Genomic DNA, 14,841 nt, shown 5'->3' with positions numbered 1-14,841 from the left:
CCTTAGCTTAGGACTTTGTGAGTTCTGGCTGAATGTTGGCTGAATACCGAATCATCACACTGAAGATTGTCGCTCCATCTCCATAATCGCTCTTTCCAGCTGAGATTGTGGATGCTTCAGCATGTTGCCGTGACCAACAGCTAATAAAGATGGATCGAAACTCGCCAGCTTTTTGGCGCTTTTCAGTGAAATTTCCTTGTTCCAGGTAGCCAGTGCCGGAAAAGGAAACAGCGGCTTAACCCTTCCCGATACCGCTATACCACCTCGGGTCTGGAAGGCGTCGCCTGCAATCAACGCTCGGGTACGAGTATCCAAAAATGCCATCGAGCCCGGCGTATGTCCCGGTGCGCTGATCGCCAACAGCGAACCCACATGATCCCCGTCCTCCAGCAAAACGTCAGGCTGGGTAAGGATATGCTTCGGCACATCGCCCCGAATTGGAGTATCCGGTTCTCCTGCCTCCAACGATACATCGCCCTGTAGCAGCGGTGCATCCCGTCTTGAAATGAATACTTGCGCGTCAGGATACCTTGTCTTGAGCTTATCCAACGCACCCACATGATCCCCATGGGCATGGGTAAGTACAATTCGAATGATCGGCTGCCCGATCCGCGCCGCAGCCTGCGCTATACCACGGGTACTGTATGGCAATCCGGCATCTACCAAGGTGAGCCCCTCTTTCTCCTCCACCAAATAACAGTTCACCGGGAACAGCCGGGGCATAAACGTCAATTGATACACATGCTGCACCTGAACAATACGCATTTTAGCTCATCTCCTTGTCTTCATTATAAACTAATTATATTAGTATTATAAATAATATAATTAGTTATAAGCAAATATTTTTGCTGCTATTCAGCTGGAGTTGGAACTTGGAACTGCTACGGGGACGATCATACTGAGAAAAACAGCAAAAAAGCATCCTCGGAACTCTGCCTCAGGGGATGCCTCTCAAAACAAGAATTAATCTTTTCCTCCTGTTATTAATAACGAAGCCTTCTTGGCTATTTCCTCTTGATCAAACGGAGTATTTCCAGATGCCCATAAATAACCAGCTTCATGTATAATGTTGGCATAAATAGGTAGGGCACCTTTCAATTGGCACTTTCATACAAGCGGGTACGGCAGGAGATCCAGATATCATTGCAGGAGCTTGGTACAACTTATACGAGAAAAAGCATAGCTTTGAAGAAACCTTCCCAAAAGAATTTGATCCAACCAAGCTGTAAAATATTTAAAACGAGAAGATGACCATTAAATGGCCGTCTTCTCGTTTTTTTGTCATTTATAAGCGTCCTCTGGGCAACAACTTCATCCGTAATTACAGCCGGATTGCCTCAGCAATAGGCGTACTGCCAGACACCAAATTAATTGCACGATGATACGTCTGCTGTTCCTCCAGCGCTGCTACCACCGCTGCCGCCACATCTTCACGGGAAATGGTGTGGCTCGTGAGTTCCTCACCGGTAGCAACTTTGCCGGTGCCCACATCATCCGTCAGGCCACCCGGACGAAGAATCGTGTAGTCCAAGCTGCTCGCTTCCAACAGGCGGTCAGCGTAATGCTTCGCCACATAATACGGTTTAATGGATTCGGGCCACTGCTCCCGATTCTCCGCATGTAGGGCGCTGACCATTACGAAGCGTTGGATACCTGCTTGTTCAGCGGCTTCCATCGCCTTGACCGCTCCATCCAGGTCGATAAGCAGCGTTTTATCCGCTCCTGTTTTTCCGCCGGAGCCTGCTGTGAATACGATAGCATCGCTGCCTTTTATAGCTGCGGCAATTTCACCAACCGTCCCTTCGAGGTCAGCTACCACTGTTTCTGCTCCCAAACGTTCAAGCGCTTCGGCCTGATCTGAATTGCGGATCAACGCCTTTACACGATGCGATTTATTTTGCCCCAGTAGACGAACAAGATGTCTGCCTACTTTTCCATTTGCGCCAATCACCAGTACGTTCACTCATATCCCTCCTGTATTCAGAGTCTCTCATCTACATTATACAGATGTATTTTACCCTTCGGGTCTGCGACGCAATCATGTTAGCTGCATCAGGTTGAAATCAGACTTCTTTGGTCAGCTCGGCATCTCGCTTTTGCTGCACACGCAGACCTGCCAAAAAGGTAGCCATCATCACCTCAATGCTCCGGTCCACCTCCACAGGCAAACCAAACCCACCCTTTTGTTCAAGCGAGGCAAATCCATGAAGCAGACTACGGAATCCCCTCGCTGCATGAATGCAATCTTCTTCCTTGAAGCCGTAACCACTGGACAGGACGGTAATGACCAGCTCGGCCACGCGATCCGCAGCCTGCCTCATTTCGGTATCATTTCGATCAGTTGCATACAGCATCGCTTCATACAAACCCGGTCGCTCCCGAGCATACCGCATATACGCCTTCCCCATAGCGGTCAGCGCATCTTCGCCCGCTCTACCAACCGCTGCGCTCATCAAAGCTTCCTCCAACTGTTCGAGGCTGTGCAATGCCAGTACTTGGCGCAGTCCGTTCAATCCGTTCACGTGGTTATACAAGGACGGAGGGCGAATGTGCAGCTTTTGCGCCAGCGTGGTGAGCGTGACATCCCCCATCCCTTGTTCATTGGCAATGTCCTCAGCAGCCCGCAGGATATCTTGCAGTTTTACTCCGTTTCTAGGCGACATCATCCTGTCTCCTTCCATCGAATTTCTATGTAATCCGGTTCCTTATGCATATACTGAGTCGATCCAGATTCTATTTTAACTAATCCTGTTAGTTTATACAAAGAAAATGCTGTTTACAACAGCCGACCTGCATCGAACCTTTATAGAAGAGCATAGCGGGCATTACTGATATAATAAAAAAATAAGATCATAAACGGAACGGATCTGAGCCCTTTCTCGATCCCTTACAAAGGAGCTAGCTATATCTATGGAACCCAAGCCACTTCCAGCTATTGAATTCAATCACATTATCAAATATTTCACCGGGTCTGGACAGCAACGTGCGGTTCTGAACGGGATTACGGCAAAAGTTTCTTCCGGCAAAATCACCACGTTGGTCGGTCCATCGGGGTCTGGTAAAAGCACGTTGCTTTCACTGTGTAACCTCCTAATGACACCGGATGAAGGGGACATCCGTGTCCTCGGGAAACCTATATTAGAGTGGGAGATTCCTGAACTGAGACGGAAAGTAGCATTGGTTTTTCAGGATGCCCCCATGCTTCAAGGAACTGTCCTGTACAATCTCCAAACCGTAGAACGGCTGCACGGTACGGTACTGGATGATCCGGCCGGGCTGTTGGAACGCGTAGGACTCACCCGCGACCTGTTGGAACAGAAGGCGCAGGAACTGTCCGGCGGACAAAGACAGCGCTTGGCCTTGGCGCGGACGCTCGCGAACCGCCCGGATATTTTACTATTGGATGAGATTACTTCTGCACTGGACCCTGCCTCGGTCAAAGAGGTTGAGGAACTGCTGCTGCAAATGAACAAAGAAGAGGGAACAACGATGATCTGGATTACGCATCATATGGAACAAGCCCGCAGGGTAGCCCACGAAACATGGCTGATGATCGACGGAAGACTGATAGAACAAGCGGATACGGAGACGTTTTTTAATGCTCCGCAGCATAGTGAGACCCGCAAGTTTGTAGCAGGAGAATGGGTATGACGATTGTTGCCTTGATTCTCTCTCTCGGTTTTGTATTTATCGCCATCGTCATGTCCAAATCCTTCAAGCTCGGTCTGGACCGAGACATTATTATCGCTACGATCAGAGCGTCGGTTCAACTGCTGGCGATTGGATATGTATTGCATTTGATTTTTGGGATGCAAAGCTACGGATTTATCGTATTATTCATTCTGCTCATGATTACCGTAGCCTCACAAAATGTTGCGCGCAAAGGACGATTTATCCCCGGTCTCATGTGGAAGTCATTCCTGACGCTGCTGTGTGTGGAAATCGTTACACAGACATTCCTCATTGGCCTGCATATCATTCCTGCGACAGCCCGATATATGATTCCGATTAGCGGCATGATCATTGGCAGTTCCATGATTTTGTCCAGCCTGCTAGTGTCCCGACTCAAGTCGGAAGTCCTGCTGCGCAAGCCTGAAATCATGCTCATTCTGGCGTTAGGCGGCACGCCTAGACAAGCCATCTTCCCTATACTCAAGGATTGCATACGTTCCAGTATGATTCCAACCATTGAAGGGCAAAAAACGTTAGGGCTTGTCCAGCTTCCCGGCATGATGACCGGACAAATCATCGCAGGTGCCAATCCGATTGCCGCCGTGCGTTTGCAATTGCTAATCGTATTTACTACCATGACCTCTGCTATTTTGACCAGCGTGCTGCTCAGCCTGTTCATTTATCCGGCATTGTTTAACCACCAGCAACAACTGCACACAGAAGCATGGGAACGCTGATCGAAACGAATATATCCAGTTAATCATCAGTTCTCAAAATAAAATAGACATGTTTAATTCCTGACACGAAGGTTAATAGATACACGAACACGCTTTACTAAAATTCGATGAGGAGTGATTGAACATGGCTAACAACAACCAAAATGGCAAAATGAGTCGCGAAGAGGCAGGACGTCTGGGTGGAGAAGCTACTGCTAAAAATCACGACAAAGAATTTTATCAGGAGATTGGCGAAAAAGGTGGCGAAGCCACTTCCAAAAGTCATGGCAAGGACTTCTACCAGGAAATCGGTGAAAAAGGCGGCGAAGCCACTTCCAAAAACCATGACAAGGACTTCTATCAGGAAATCGGACGCAAGGGCGGTGAAGCCCGTGGCAATTCAGACCAAAGTGATAGCGACGGGAAAATGAGTAGGGAAGAAGCTGGCCGCAAAGGCGGCGAAGCCCGCGCACGTCAGCGTAGAGATAACTGACAATAGGGAGTATGTGGTCGGTGCAGTTGCGATGTAAAGACACAGACTGCATATAAACACGAAGAAGTATAGTGGACGTTTATGTTATAAAAGCCTATCTGCCGTTATTCCGGCAGATAGGCTTTTTGTGTGAAAGTTACTTTCATCATCCGATCATACACCTTACAATATACATAAACAGGCTAAATAACCAATCATACATATTTTATTACAAATCAAAGAATAGATTATGGGAGGTTGCGCGAATGTTGATTACAAAGAATAAAACGGCTGCAACTATTATATAGAGGAGTGAAATAGAATAAGACAACAAGGACTAATATAGCCCTTGATTAAAGCTTCATGGATACAAAAGAGTGCATGCAACTCAAGTCAAATATTCCTGCATTCCGGCTGTTAAGATGGAGTCGAAAGGAGGGAACGCTCGTGTATAAATGGAACGAAATGGTTCAACTTATGATCGATTGGATTGATAATAATCTTACTTCAGCACCTTCATTGTTGAGAATGTCCAATCAGTTAGGCTACTCCCCTTACTACTGTACAAAGCAGTTTCATTCTCTTACAGGAATGACGTTAAGGGATTATGTGTGGATGCGCCGGATTAGCCGTGCTGCACTGGAACTCCGAGATAGCAATGTCCGTATCCTCGATGTTGCAATAAAGTATGGGTTTTCTTCACAGGAGGCTTTTACACGGGCATTTGTAAAAGCGTTCGAGGTAACTCCGGCTGTATACCAGAAGGAGCCCCGACCTATTCCGTTAGCCATTCGCGTTGAGGTGTTCTCTCCTTATCATTACCATTTGAGGGAGCGGGATAAGATGGTTAAGGATCATTTGCAAGAAGCTGAAGTCAAAATCGAGCATATACCAGCACACAAATTTATTGGAATCTGGGATACATCTTCACGAAACTACGGTGATTTCTGGAGAAACGGTCATAATTGTGATGAAATTTGCGGGACATTGGAAAGCATGTCTCATCTCAAGCTTCCCGAACAATTGGGCCAAACTGCGGGCTGGTTCTATCAAGATGGTCAGAAGGGTTATCTCTATGGAATACCGGTCGCTGCTGACTACGCCGGAGAGATTCCAGCAGGAATGAAGTGCCGGGACATCCCCGAATCAGATTACCTGGTGTTTTTCCACCCATCCTTCAATTATTTAAAAAACAATGGAGACGTTATGAGAATGGTGGAGGAGAAGGCTTGGAACTTTGACCCTAGCAGCTTGGGGTATGAATGGGATGAGGAAACGAAGCAAGATTATCAGCGGCATTTCCCAGAAGGATACGGCTACGCAGTGTTACGTCCAGTGGAAAAAGTGTAGAGAAAAAGAATCCGAAGAAGCCGCTACGATCAGGATGCTGTTCATCGTCTTGCTAAAGTCTGTTGAAAAATAATAACAGTTTATTACTAACGGGTTCCATCTTGAGGTGCAATACACATCGAATTGACATTGTGGACACAATGCGATGCAAATATAGAATAAACCGATCACTGAATCATACAGTTATCGGTTTATTCTTGACCAGCATTTTTATTTTGCAAGTAACTATCAATGATTTTAACCCAATCCGGTAACAACGCCACATGATGTTTTATCGTTTCACTATCTGATTCCAATACAATCACGCTATCTGAGCTGCTGTTGTCAATGACAATTAAATGATCGATAAGTTTAAGATGTAAGAGCAGATTTTCCAGTGAGGTCTGATGCCGTCTTATAATATCAGCGGTATCAATATGGTGACCCCCATTTCGAACTCGTGCTGCAACTCGCTCGATATTAAGACGATAATCACCTAGGCCCACATAAAACATGATAACTTCAAAGCCATTTTCTTTTTCCACTCGCATTTGTCGAATCACATTGCCACCAGCAAGTGTCGTCTCTACAGTAAAATCCCGTTTATTTCTTATACAATCCCGCGCTAGCTTAATCGCTTCCTTCCCTGCCGATACTTTGTGTCGATCAGGGTTTTCACGATCAATCCCTCGTGCTAACGCATCTGGATCGATATTAACACTTACACCAAGTTTATCAACGATTAAATTACGAATTGTACTCTTACCACTTCCGTTGTTTCCTTTCGAATACAAACATAGTAGCAAACGGCTCACTCATGATAAAATATCCTGTTCTTTAATTCGTTCGACTTGACCATTACTGTACTCTTTAACAAATTGACCATCCGGCGTTTTGTAGACGATATATGTGCCATTTGCTTTAGCGTCCAGTTTGGCTCTATCTCCAGTTAGTTTGATTAACTTGCCTAGGTCGTGTGTACGATTCATTCAGCCATCACCATCCCATCCAAATCATTTATCGAGAGTATATCATAAATCTAAGTCTGAAAGAATCCAGCGTCACTCAAATTCACACGAATACCGCACGGCTAAAAATCGCGACAAGTAAATAGGATCGAAATAACGTTCTTTTAAATACATTTTAATAAATAAGTTTGGAATAAATGCTACCTTCAGCTTTTTTTATTCGTCTATAACAACAAATACAATTGCGGAGGTATAGGCAATGAAATCTTTTCGTTTTTGGCTAGTCCTAATCTCATGTCTAGTTATTACTGTAAATATTACGGGGTACGACGACTATAATATACTCTTGGCTATCATTAGCCCGTTGGTTTGGATGTATGAATCATTTCGATTTGTGCGAGAGGCAGACATCCCCATAACTATTGTTTACTTCACTACACTAATTTTCTGGTATCTCATTGGATACGCTTTGGACCATTTGATTAGAAAATCAAAAAATTAAAATCACTTGAAATTACCTTCTAAATTGTCGTCTACTTTGTCAGACTCGTACTCAACCATTCTGTTTTAAAGCGATAATCATCAGACAGTGAAAGCATCTTATCGTAATCGCGACTCATAGAAGCGTTCATATATTCTGAAAATGTCGAGACAGCAGCCTCTTTGGGCTTATCGGGAAGTTTATAAGATTCCTTATCCCCTCCAAAACCCGTAGCAATTACGGTCAAAACCCCCTCTGTTGTAAATTTTACCATCTATTTTCAGCGTATCACAAGAGCGTGTATCTCAACTTAAAAAGATGCTGTAAAACGCAGCATCACTTCCTGTAAAATCCTATTCATTTAAATCCAAGGCCATCCCTTTAATATAATTTTATTTTAACGTAAATACTCACTGAATACCTTTGTTACCTTATGTAATGTCGTCTTCCCATCCTGTAAACTAAGTTCCATCAAGCGATAACCGCTGGATCATAGAGAGGATGAGATATTTATGAGTTTGGATAATAGAGTTTTCGCGATACAAGCTGGTCTGGACGGACGTGTAAATGCAGTTATAGATCAAACCCTTGCCGAAAAGCGTCTGATCGGCGCAGTCGTCATGATATATATGGATGGTTCACCCTTGTATGTCCGAGCGGCGGGGCTGGCTGATCGAGAAGAACAACGTCCTATGCATGAGGAGGCTTTATTTCGGCTTTCTTCTGTATCCAAACCGATTGTATCTACCGCGGCTTTGGTTTTGGCAGCCCAAGGATTGATTAAGCTCGATGAATCTATTGAACGCTGGTTGCCCGAATTTCGCCCCCGATTAATCAGTGGTGAGCAGCCCTCTATTACAGTACGCCAATTGCTGACACATACTGCCGGGTTGACCTATGGGTTTTTAGAGGAAGAAGGCGGCGGTCCCTATCATCGTGCAGGCGTATCAGATGGCATGGATTTTTCAAATCTTACGCTGGAAGAGAACTTGCAACGTTTGGCTTCTGTGCCTCTGTTATATACACCGGGTAAAGCATGGGGATATTCGATTGCTACTGATGTGCTCGGCGCTATCATTAGCCGTGTATGTGGCACAACCCTTGATGCAGCTGTTAAAAAGCTCGTTACCGAACCTCTCGGTATGCACGACACCAGTTTCGCGGTCGCGGATGCCGGACGGCTCGCAGCTCCTTATGTCAACGATATATCAGAACCCCGGCGGATGCGTGAGCTTGAGGTTGCGCAGGTTTTTGAAGGCACCGCAGGACTTCGCTTTCAGCCTGCACGAGCCTTTGATCCCACGGCTTTCCACTCTGGTGGTTCTGGTATGATTGGCAGCGCAAAAGATTTCATGCGGCTGCTGGAAACACTGCGAAACGGCGGCAATCCGTTACTTTCAGAGGAATGGGTCCGCGAAATGGGCACCATCCAGACCGGGAACCTTCCCTTGGCAGGCTGGCCGGGGCGGGGGTTTGGATTAGGATTCACCGTACTCCAAAATCCCGATGAAAGCGAAACAGCAGAATCACCCGGAACGTGGCGTCTCGGAGGAGCTTATGGCCATTCGTGGTTCGTTGATCCCGCACTAAGACTCAGTGTGGTCGCCTTTACCAATACAGCATTTGAAGGGATGTCAGGTCCGTTTACAACCGAGCTTTGCCAAGCCATTTACGGTAGCTCAAATAGGGTCTAATAAAGTAGGGGTTACATGTTTATGGTCTACAGGCGAAGACAGGACAATTAACGTGGTAGAGTGCCCGTGCTTTCCACACTCATCCCCGAACTGCTCCAGCTTGAGCATAGACTCAACCATGACTTTCAGTAAGTAATTTTGCTCGCCGCTGATTCTATGGCACTCAATGACTTCAGGTGCAGATTGGCAAAACTCAACAAATGAATTGCATTGGTTCGTGTGCACGAGCACGTGAGCCATGATCGGTTTTCCAACTTTCTCATGTGAAACTGTGGCACGATACCCGGTGATAATACCTTTATCCTCCATGCGCCGTACTCTTTCCGTTACGGCAGGCTGGGAAAGTCCAACCTCCTTACCCAGCTCGGTCATGGAGATACGCGCCTGGTTTTGTAGACACAACAAAATTTTATGATCCACTTGATCCATCAAATCCACCTCCTTAAGTCCAAGGTAATATTGCATAAATACAATTATTATTATGTATTATTTCGAATATTGCCTTATTATTTTATGATTTAATGAAATATTAGCATGCAATATCAGGGACGTAAAGCAGGAAGAAGTGGAGAAGGAATGAAACTAATGAAATATAGTAAGCCGCTGCTTTTCATTGCGCTTGGCCTATTTGGTGTATACACGATTGAGTTCGGTGTGGTTGGCATTTTGCCGGTCATCATTGAACGTTTTCATATTACGACAGCTCAGGCCGGGTTTCTTGTCAGTTCATTTGCATTGATCATCGCGCTGTTCGGTCCCTTCATGGTGCTATTGATGTCCAGGTTTAACCGCAAGCGAATCATGACAATGTCGTTGTTTGTTTTTGCCGTAACAAGCTTGCTGTCAGCCTATACATCCAACTTTTATCTACTAGTGATTTTACGTATCATTCCGGCTCTGTTTCACCCGGTGTATTTCTCGCTTGCCTTTGTCGCCGCCACTGCGTTGTATCCCCCGGAAAAAGCAACGCAAGCTTCCGCCAAAGCTTTTCTCGGCACGAGCATGGGAATGGTACTCGGTATTCCAATTACGGCCTATATCGCCAATCAATTTTCATACGAGGCTTCCTTCTGGTTTACTGCGGTAGCGAATGGGATTGCAGGGATCGGTATTTTATTTATGCTGCCGGATACACCACAAGCCGAAATGTTCTCCTATCGAAAGCAGCTTGGCATTTTGCGTAAAGTATCGCTGTGGCTCAATATCGGGGCGGCTACTTTTATTTTTGCAGCCATGTTCTCGGTGTATAGCTATTCTGCCGAATATTTGGGGCAAAATACAGGGATGAGCAGCAAGGTTATCAGTTTTCTGCTTATTATTTTCGGCATCGGCGGAATGATCGGCAATCTGTTGGCTGGTAAGCTCATGGGCTTGCATAAGGTACGCACCGCACTTTTTCATCCAGTAGTCTTGGGGGGCACCTATTTGCTGTTGTACGGGATCAGCTCTTCATTCATCCCTACGCTCTTCATCATTATCGTGTGGGGTGCCGTTCATACCAGCGGACTGATTGTCGCCCAGATTTGGGTGATTGATGAGGCCAAAGAAGCTCCTGCGTTTGCCAACAGTCTTTATATCTCGTTTATTAACCTAGGGGTCTCACTGGGCTCGCTGGCAGGGGGCTGGTTTATTGCCAGAGCGGGCATCCATGGGACGCTGTGGAGCGGTTTGCTGTTCGCCATGCTGGCGATGGTATGCATCGGGTCTAAGTTAATTTATCCACGTATTTTACGAAAATATAAAGGGTTAGATGTGCAAAACTAAAAAGTTGCAAGAGGGCCAAGCCTGTTATCATAAAAAAACCGGTTCAACACTTTGTATGGTGTTGAACCGGTTTTTGTTTAAAGATTGATTTCTACCTGTCGGATTGGATCAGAATGAAACATGCACTTCGTTGCGTTTTAGATCAACGTATAACCACCATCCGGGAACAGCACGCTTCCGGTGGTAAACTTGTTCGTCATCAGATACAACACCGTATGTGCGATTTCCTCATTATACCCCACCCCGGTGTAAACAGATGGTCGAATGCTCCGACTTTTTCAAAAAACGCCTAAACCTCTTCCTCTATTTGATTATTAAGCACGTTGATTATGTGAATTCATATTATTTTCAGCTACTTTATAAGTATTATATCATAACTATTTTAAAGTCATACTTACTTTTTATTCGGATGGGCTTTCCTGCACCGTGTTTTTGCGATAGGATGTCGGCGATTGGCCCGACCAGCGCTTGAACTGTCTGCTAAAATGCGCAATATCCCCATAGCCAAGCATATCGGCAATTTGTTGCACCGACCATTGCGGATCAGCTAACAGCAACTTGGCCTCATGCAACACAAGCCCGGATAGATATACACGGGGAGATACGCCGAAAACGCTACGGAATACACGATTACAATGGGACACGCTAATACCCAACTCGGATGAGATCCCCTCGATCCCATCCTGTTTTTCCACCGAGCCAGCCTGTCCATAAGGCTGATTCACTCTGCCCTGAAGACGACTGGCAATCTGATGGGCAAGCTCTGCCTGCACATATCCACGCCCCGGCAGATGAGCGGCTTCACTGGATACGGCCTCCCACAACGTTGCGAATAGTTCAAACACAGCAGATTGAATCCGCATTCGCTTTGCCACCGAATCACTACCTATTCCTATGTCTTCCGGCGTTGAAAGATCGAGCAACTTGCCCAGCGCTGGTCCCATCTGTCCTGCCACTGTGCCTTCGGCTGGAAACAGCACCTGCTCCAGACGACTCAGCAGCGAGAGAAACAGCTTATCATCAATGTCGAAATGCATGCAAAAATACGTAAATCCCTCTCCGTTACTATGGCTGGAGTGGACAATCCCCGGGCGCAGCAGCACCAGATCACCCTGTCGCTGGGTATAGCTGCGACCATCCACAACCATGATCTGTTCTCCCGCAAGCACGATGTTAATTTCATATTGAGGATGCTCGTGTGGCGGATAGCTCCAGTCTCTTCCTACACTTCGTGTATGAATGGCAAACAAATTGACCGTGGTTCGCACATCAGGAAAAAAGAATTCCTCTCCGGCAGCTGTAAGGTCTGAATGATGAGGATGCTTCGGTAAACGTGGTGACGACATGTTTTCCCTCCTGGCTTACCTACATGGATATACTCCAGTATATCGCTTTCAGCGCGATTTGGATAAATAGTTGAGCGATTTGACAATGGTTCCCCGCCACACGACATGCTAGGCTCTAAGTGAAGTTAGTCAAAGCCAAACTTTATTATGAAAGGGGTTTCATTATATGTCGAAAAATATATTTTATAACACACAGCATGCACCTATCGGTTCTTTTTCCAGCTTTACGCTTGGGTTTAAGGGCAATCGCGGCGGACTTGGTTTGGAGCTGGGTAAGCCTGCCGACGAAAATGTATATATCGGGCTGCAATCCAGAGATGGCGGATCATACGAGGCGCTTCCCTTTTTTACATCCACACAGGATGAAAGTGCCCGCTACGACGTGGAGAAAAAGGGTAAACGAACGGAACCGCAGCTTATGGCCTTTGCCGATTCAGACATTACCCGTGAGCTAAAAGCAGGAACGGATACATGGCAGGCTGGAGATTTGACGTTCCGGCTGTACTCTCCTGTTCGCCCGGTACCCGAGCCGGGAGCCGCAGGTATGGATGAATTGCGGGCAGCGTTGGTCCCGGCGGTATTCGCTGAGCTAACCGTCGATAACACGCAGGGAACTGCAGCACGAAAAGCTTTTTTCGGCTATCAGGGCAGTGATCCGTATAGCGGCATACGCATTATAGGAGAAGATCCGCGCAGGGACGCTACGGATTCTACCCCATTGGAGGGAAGACTCACAGGCATCGGCCAAGGACGCAGCACAGCCATTGTGACCAACAGCAGCGAAGCAGTACCTGCCAGCGGATTTGCAATGGAGAAGCTGCTTGGGGAGACCATGGCCGAGAATTTATCCTTTGGCCTGGGCGCGACGGGTGCGCTCCTGATGGACGTTCCCGCAGGTGAGAAGCGTACATATGCCTTCGCCATATGCTTCTATCGCGGCGGCATTGTGACAACAGGCATCGAAGCGTCGTATTACTATACCCAGCTGTTCAAGGATATTGAAGACGTGGGAAGCTATGCTTTGAAGCATTTTACAGATCTGACCGCAGCCTGTGTTCAGGCTAATCGCTGGATGGAGTCGGCCAACCTGAGCCCGGATCAGGAATTCATGCTCGCTCAGGCGATCCACAGCTACTACGGCAGCACCCAACTGCTTAGTCACCAAGCGGACGGAGAACCGATCTGGGTTGTGAACGAAGGCGAGTATCGGATGATGAATACACTCGATTTGACGGCAGATCAGCTCTACTATGAATTGATTTTAAATCCATGGACGGTGCGCAACGAGCTGGAGTGGTTTGTCCAAAGGTACAGCTATCGGGATGAGGTACGCTTTCCTGGAGAGGAACAGACCTATCCCGGTGGTATCACGTTTACGCATGATATGGGCGTGGCAAACGTGTTCTCCCGGCAGGGGTACTCCTGTTATGAGCTAGCAGGGATTGACGACTGCTTCTCTTACATGAGCCACGAGGAACTGGTCAACTGGCTTTGCTGCGCCACGGTATATATCGAGCAGACACAGGATCAGTCATTTACGACACGTATGCTGCCTGTCTTGTGTGACTGCTTCGAAAGCATGCTGCGGCGGGATCACCCCGACCCGGCACAACGAAACGGCTTGATGGGCTTGGACAGCTCTAGAACCCGGGGAGGCGCGGAAATTACGACCTACGACAGTCTGGACGTATCTCTGGGTCAGTCCCGCAACAACATTTATCTGGGCAGCAAATGCTGGGCGGTATATGTTGCTCTGGAAAAGATATTTGCCTCAAAAGGGCTTAACTCCCTTTCACAGGAGGCTGGCTTACAAGCGGATAAATGCGCAGCAGCGATCACAGCACATATGACAGACAAGGGCTATATTCCTGCAGTTATTAAGGAGGGCAATGACTCGCAGATTATTCCTGCCATTGAGGGGCTGATCTTCCCTTACTTCACAGGATGTGAGGCTGCGCTTAAGCCTGATGGACGGTTCGGTGGATATATCCAAGCACTGCGGCGTCATTTGGAAACTGTACTGGTACCGGGAGTTTGTCTGTTTGAAGACGGAGGCTGGAAGCTGTCCTCGACCAGTAACAACTCCTGGCTAAGCAAAATCTATCTGTCACAGTTTATTGCCCGCGAGCTGCTGGAGCTGCCTTGGGAAGAAGCTGGGCAGGCCGCAGACGCTGCCCACGTCTCATGGCTCCTTCACCCTGAAGAATCCTATTGGTGCTGGAGCGATCAGATACTCTCCGGTATTGCTCACGGCAGCAAATACTATCCACGCGGAGTTACCGCTATTTTGTGGCTGTATGAAGGCAACGGCAACCGTCTGACTCTCCCTGAGCATATGAGTCAGGATCAGGAACAGCATGTCTGAGGATCATCTTCACCTGCCCAAAAGGAGGCTCCAA

Annotated in this window: 14 protein-coding genes and 2 pseudogenes; 7 read left to right on the top strand and 9 right to left on the bottom strand. The window is 47.0% G+C overall.

All coding sequences use genetic code 11. The features are described 5' to 3' along the window. Positions 1-54: 54 nt before the first annotated feature. The 3 genes from AC5ELV_RS10025 to AC5ELV_RS10015 form a co-directional block, all read right to left on the bottom strand. Positions 55-765, bottom strand: coding sequence for an MBL fold metallo-hydrolase (locus tag AC5ELV_RS10025; protein WP_493430063.1), 711 nt, complete (start codon positions 763-765; stop codon positions 55-57). 556 nt (positions 766-1,321) lie between these two features. Continuing rightward, positions 1,322-1,963, bottom strand: a complete 642-nt coding sequence (locus AC5ELV_RS10020; RefSeq protein ID WP_493430062.1) for an SDR family oxidoreductase — start codon at positions 1,961-1,963, stop codon at positions 1,322-1,324. Positions 1,964-2,063: 100 nt separating this feature from the next. After that, positions 2,064-2,663 carry a TetR/AcrR family transcriptional regulator gene (locus tag AC5ELV_RS10015; RefSeq protein WP_493430408.1) on the bottom strand — a complete coding sequence of 200 codons (600 nt, stop codon included), beginning with the start codon at positions 2,661-2,663 and terminating at the stop codon, positions 2,064-2,066. Between the two features lie 247 nt (positions 2,664-2,910). On the opposite strand from AC5ELV_RS10015, the gene AC5ELV_RS10010 reads away from it, so the two are divergent. The 4 genes from AC5ELV_RS10010 (at position 2,911) to AC5ELV_RS09995 (ending at position 6,210) form a co-directional block, all read left to right on the top strand. Beyond that, entirely contained in the window at positions 2,911-3,651 is a 741-nt protein-coding gene (locus AC5ELV_RS10010; protein WP_493430061.1) for an ABC transporter ATP-binding protein, read from the top strand. Next, positions 3,648-4,409: an ABC transporter permease gene (locus AC5ELV_RS10005; protein WP_493430060.1), complete on the top strand. Its 762-nt coding sequence runs from the start codon at positions 3,648-3,650 to the stop codon at positions 4,407-4,409. The genes AC5ELV_RS10010 and AC5ELV_RS10005 overlap by 4 nt, the downstream gene beginning before the upstream one ends. Before the next feature lie 124 nt (positions 4,410-4,533). Beyond that, positions 4,534-4,881: a KGG domain-containing protein gene (locus AC5ELV_RS10000; RefSeq protein ID WP_342427477.1), complete on the top strand. Its 348-nt coding sequence runs from the start codon at positions 4,534-4,536 to the stop codon at positions 4,879-4,881. A 426-nt stretch (positions 4,882-5,307) separates the two neighbouring features. Next, positions 5,308-6,210, top strand: coding sequence for a helix-turn-helix domain-containing protein (locus tag AC5ELV_RS09995; protein WP_493430059.1), 903 nt, complete (start codon positions 5,308-5,310; stop codon positions 6,208-6,210). Between the two features lie 191 nt (positions 6,211-6,401). On the opposite strand, the pseudogene AC5ELV_RS09990 reads toward AC5ELV_RS09995, so the two are convergent. The 3 genes and pseudogenes from AC5ELV_RS09990 to AC5ELV_RS09980 all read right to left on the bottom strand — a co-directional run bounded on the left by AC5ELV_RS09990 (position 6,402) and on the right by AC5ELV_RS09980 (position 7,885). Further along, positions 6,402-7,008, bottom strand: a pseudogene (locus tag AC5ELV_RS09990) (ATPase). After that, on the bottom strand, positions 7,005-7,178 hold the full coding sequence (locus tag AC5ELV_RS09985; protein WP_023990932.1) for a hypothetical protein: 174 nt from the start codon (positions 7,176-7,178) through the stop codon (positions 7,005-7,007). Before AC5ELV_RS09985 ends, AC5ELV_RS09990 begins: the two are co-directional and overlap by 4 nt. A 512-nt stretch (positions 7,179-7,690) precedes the next feature. Further along, the gene (locus AC5ELV_RS09980; protein ID WP_342427481.1) at positions 7,691-7,885 is read right to left on the bottom strand and encodes a hypothetical protein; all 195 of its coding nucleotides are present in this window, start codon (positions 7,883-7,885) and stop codon (positions 7,691-7,693) included. Between the two features lie 265 nt (positions 7,886-8,150). On the opposite strand from AC5ELV_RS09980, the gene AC5ELV_RS09975 reads away from it, so the two are divergent. Beyond that, positions 8,151-9,332, top strand: coding sequence for a serine hydrolase domain-containing protein (locus AC5ELV_RS09975; RefSeq protein ID WP_493430058.1), 1,182 nt, complete (start codon positions 8,151-8,153; stop codon positions 9,330-9,332). Here AC5ELV_RS09975 and AC5ELV_RS09970 read toward each other — a convergent pair. After that, positions 9,318-9,761 carry an Lrp/AsnC family transcriptional regulator gene (locus tag AC5ELV_RS09970; protein ID WP_029518733.1) on the bottom strand — a complete coding sequence of 148 codons (444 nt, stop codon included), beginning with the start codon at positions 9,759-9,761 and terminating at the stop codon, positions 9,318-9,320. The two genes, AC5ELV_RS09975 and AC5ELV_RS09970, sit on opposite strands and share 15 nt — an antisense overlap. Positions 9,762-9,917: 156 nt before the next feature. Between AC5ELV_RS09970 and AC5ELV_RS09965 the strand changes: the two genes are divergently transcribed. Next, on the top strand, positions 9,918-11,096 hold the full coding sequence (locus tag AC5ELV_RS09965) for an MFS transporter (RefSeq protein ID WP_493430057.1): 1,179 nt from the start codon (positions 9,918-9,920) through the stop codon (positions 11,094-11,096). Positions 11,097-11,233: 137 nt separating this feature from the next. On the opposite strand, the pseudogene AC5ELV_RS09960 reads toward AC5ELV_RS09965, so the two are convergent. Together AC5ELV_RS09960 and AC5ELV_RS09955 are read right to left on the bottom strand one after the other, a co-directional pair. Beyond that, positions 11,234-11,338 (bottom strand): annotated as a pseudogene (locus tag AC5ELV_RS09960) (SDR family oxidoreductase); the annotation flags it as partial. A 159-nt stretch (positions 11,339-11,497) separates the two neighbouring features. Further along, entirely contained in the window at positions 11,498-12,442 is a 945-nt protein-coding gene (locus AC5ELV_RS09955) for a helix-turn-helix domain-containing protein (protein ID WP_493430056.1), read from the bottom strand. Positions 12,443-12,608: 166 nt separating this feature from the next. Here AC5ELV_RS09955 and AC5ELV_RS09950 point away from each other — a divergent pair, with 166 nt between their 5' ends. Beyond that, entirely contained in the window at positions 12,609-14,807 is a 2,199-nt protein-coding gene (locus AC5ELV_RS09950) for a glycoside hydrolase family 52 protein (protein WP_493430055.1), read from the top strand. Positions 14,808-14,841 lie beyond the last annotated feature (34 nt).

Source organism: Paenibacillus sp. NMA1017 (genome assembly GCF_058895805.1).
This window is presented reverse-complemented; position numbering and strand designations above follow the sequence as displayed.

Coding starts and splice junctions, on each gene's coding strand:
- AC5ELV_RS10000 (WP_342427477.1), top strand. CDS start 4,534: ATGGCTAACAACAACCAAAATGGCAAAATGAGTCGCGAAGAGGCAGGA.
- AC5ELV_RS09965 (WP_493430057.1), top strand. CDS start 9,918: ATGAAATATAGTAAGCCGCTGCTTTTCATTGCGCTTGGCCTATTTGGT.
- AC5ELV_RS10025 (WP_493430063.1), bottom strand. CDS start 765: ATGCGTATTGTTCAGGTGCAGCATGTGTATCAATTGACGTTTATGCCC.
- AC5ELV_RS09985 (WP_023990932.1), bottom strand. CDS start 7,178: ATGAATCGTACACACGACCTAGGCAAGTTAATCAAACTAACTGGAGAT.
- AC5ELV_RS10005 (WP_493430060.1), top strand. CDS start 3,648: ATGACGATTGTTGCCTTGATTCTCTCTCTCGGTTTTGTATTTATCGCC.
- AC5ELV_RS10010 (WP_493430061.1), top strand. CDS start 2,911: ATGGAACCCAAGCCACTTCCAGCTATTGAATTCAATCACATTATCAAA.
- AC5ELV_RS09955 (WP_493430056.1), bottom strand. CDS start 12,442: ATGTCGTCACCACGTTTACCGAAGCATCCTCATCATTCAGACCTTACA.
- AC5ELV_RS09975 (WP_493430058.1), top strand. CDS start 8,151: ATGAGTTTGGATAATAGAGTTTTCGCGATACAAGCTGGTCTGGACGGA.
- AC5ELV_RS09970 (WP_029518733.1), bottom strand. CDS start 9,761: ATGGATCAAGTGGATCATAAAATTTTGTTGTGTCTACAAAACCAGGCG.
- AC5ELV_RS09950 (WP_493430055.1), top strand. CDS start 12,609: ATGTCGAAAAATATATTTTATAACACACAGCATGCACCTATCGGTTCT.
- AC5ELV_RS10015 (WP_493430408.1), bottom strand. CDS start 2,663: ATGTCGCCTAGAAACGGAGTAAAACTGCAAGATATCCTGCGGGCTGCT.